Annotated in this window: 4 protein-coding genes; all 4 read right to left on the bottom strand. The window is 38.4% G+C overall.

Translation table 11 applies throughout. The annotated features are described in order from the left end of the window. Positions 1-502 precede the first annotated feature (502 nt). The 4 genes from AC58UU_RS39830 to AC58UU_RS39815 all read right to left on the bottom strand — a co-directional run bounded on the left by AC58UU_RS39830 (position 503) and on the right by AC58UU_RS39815 (position 2,263). Entirely contained in the window at positions 503-1,021 is a 519-nt protein-coding gene (locus AC58UU_RS39830; protein ID WP_175532616.1) for a nucleoside-triphosphatase, read from the bottom strand. Between the two features lie 114 nt (positions 1,022-1,135). Continuing rightward, positions 1,136-1,348 (bottom strand): bacteriocin immunity protein, encoded by a 213-nt coding sequence (locus AC58UU_RS39825; protein WP_497323030.1) that lies wholly within the window; start codon positions 1,346-1,348, stop codon positions 1,136-1,138. Between the two features lie 113 nt (positions 1,349-1,461). Continuing rightward, positions 1,462-1,704 carry a DUF8617 domain-containing protein gene (locus tag AC58UU_RS39820; protein WP_497323029.1) on the bottom strand — a complete coding sequence of 81 codons (243 nt, stop codon included), beginning with the start codon at positions 1,702-1,704 and terminating at the stop codon, positions 1,462-1,464. A gap of 166 nt (positions 1,705-1,870) precedes the next feature. Beyond that, positions 1,871-2,263, bottom strand: coding sequence for a VOC family protein (locus tag AC58UU_RS39815; protein WP_497323028.1), 393 nt, complete (start codon positions 2,261-2,263; stop codon positions 1,871-1,873). Between the last annotated feature and the right edge of the window lie 187 nt (positions 2,264-2,450).

The raw sequence follows: 2,450 nt of genomic DNA, 5'->3' as shown, positions 1-2,450 counted from the left end.
GCCACAAAGCCGAGGATGCCGAGGTTGAGTTTGCTGTCTTTTGGGTTTAATTCTTGCATTGATTTTCACCCCTTAAGCCTTTATTGTGTAAGCTCATATAGGCGATCCTCAGTTCCATTTTTCGTAATTTTACTTTATCGCGCTCCTGAACAGAAAGAATCATTGGACTCCGCCTTTCAATTAGATATCGCGAAAATGTGGATATCGACATTACGAAGTGATTAATTACATGTAATATTCTACCAATGATTCGTTCGTGTATCTACTATTACGTTTAGGAGAACACTTGGTCAATGGTTGAAGTTATTAGGTGGCACCTAAGTTAATCCTACAAAAAGAGGCGCCAGAAAGCGCCTCTTTCATTTCATTTTTTGAATTATCTTTACATGAAGGCATTACTGAAACACCTGCTTCATAAACGCAGCTAATCTGATCACGCCGACAGGCTGTATTATTGCGGTATCCTGCCCGTTACTTCAACAAACGAAAATGCAGATCAAATTTACTCATGACATAACTTAAGAATTTCATTTGCCATTAATTCTGTTGTCAAGTCACGATTTTCTTCATTCATCGCATAAAGTTTTATCCCAGTCAGTTCTTTTATCTTGTCAATATCTGGATGTTTATCTACGCAGATTGTCCCTAGAATAATATGTTGAGAGCTCGAAACAACTTCATGGATCATTTCTTGAAAGGGAACGGATAACATTTGCATGAAACCAATTTCATCGATAACTGTAATCCTCTTCGTATCTAACGATAGACTCACTGCCTTTAAAGCGATTTTCTCGAAAGTATCTACTTCAACCCCATATCTCCCTACTCTTACCGAACTTTCACTATCAACACTCGCAATACGTTGACTCTCACCACTAAGAGTTACACAATTAAATCCAATTCGATTCGTCGAGTTTCGTACTTCTTCTGTGTAAAAACCACCAAAATATTCTGGACCAATTCGGTTAATAATTCGTTTTATTGCTGTTGATTTCCCCACGCGAGGTTTCCCAGTTAACAAATAACATGTATCCAAATCATCAACCCTTCCGTTATTTCAATATGAAAGGGAGCCCCCTTAACGGCAAGCTCCTTCACTAACGTTACCCGTTAGTTCAATCATTTACACCAATGTTTAAAGTTGGATTGTCTTATAGCTCAGCGCCTGTTCAACGACCTGCTCTGGTGTCAATTCAATTTCATTCCAAAAAATTAAATCACTAACTTCTGGATGTGGGATGCTTTGTTTGAGAATTTCAATCATATTATCAATTTCTTCTTCAGTGCCCTCGACATTCATAATTTTTCTTACCAGTTCAATCAAGTCATCTTTACTTAACTGCTTCATTATGAGCCTCCCTTTGAAACCATTTATCACACCCAAAGGCTACAAATCATTGACTGTAGTCTCATCTTGCTTGTGTTTGAAACTAACGTTATCCGTTAATTGAATAACCTGAGTTAATTTTGTTCCAACGCGTATGCCTTTAGCGGCTTATCTTCGCCCCAATTAAAAACATATACCCTCTCACAAGTTGGACAGTACCAAACATCATATTTAGGAAACGGGATTTGAATTAAGTCAATTTCACCTAAGTTAATTTTTTCTTCCCATTCCCTGTCTGTATACACTCGAAGTTGAACATCGTTTGGAGATATTGAGTTAGATAATGTATTCCCGCATTTACAATGAACTCTCGCCACTCAGTCCCACATCCTTCAAAAGTCTTTATGCATTTATTTTATCATCAAACTGATTTAGTTCTCCACATAACTGCCTGTTACTTCAATGAAGCAAAAAGGAGTCGCGTTGAAGCAGCTCCTGCACTATCGTATAGCTGAATTCAATGTTCATATTCACACTCACAGACTACTCAATCGGTTGCCAGACTTTCAGCTTATTGCCATCAGGGTCATAAAAATCAAATTCTCGAAACCATTTATGTTCAAGCAATTCACCAACACAAATGCTTTTTGAACAGGCATACTCATACAGTTCGGTAATGTTTGAGGTACGAAAACACACAACAGGCATTTCATAGCTTTCGCCGTTTTCTAACCACTGGTTTGTCCGAAAAGTTAAGACCTGATGATCTAACCGCTCACGTAGAAAAACCTCCTGCCTACCTGCAAGCAGATAATCTTCATGATACTCTAACCCAAAGTGCTCAATATACCATTCTTCAGACTTCTTTCGGTTAGTGACAGGGATATAGACACCGTCGATTCCTATCAACTTAGCTCTTTTTTCAACTTGCTCCATGGTGGATCATCTCCCTCAAAATACATCTTTTGAATATATTCTAAATAAATCAAAAAAACCTTCAGTTATAATTATCCTGCCCGTTAGCCGTTCATGCAGCGCAAGACCAGCGCTGCACCACAGAGGATGAAAATGGATAAAATCCGTCAATACTTCTACTACGGCTGGGTGAGGAAGGTCGATCAAC

The sequence above is a fragment of the Paenibacillus sp. JT22N1 genome, from assembly GCF_059692155.1.
Note: the sequence above shows the minus strand (reverse complement) of the source record. Positions and strands in the feature narration are given on the sequence as shown.

Excerpts from the sequence above, each read along its gene's own strand:
- AC58UU_RS39825 (WP_497323030.1), bottom strand. The coding sequence starts at position 1,348 with ATGAAGCAGTTAAGTAAAGATGACTTGATTGAACTGGTAAGAAAAATT.
- AC58UU_RS39815 (WP_497323028.1), bottom strand. The coding sequence starts at position 2,263 with ATGGAGCAAGTTGAAAAAAGAGCTAAGTTGATAGGAATCGACGGTGTC.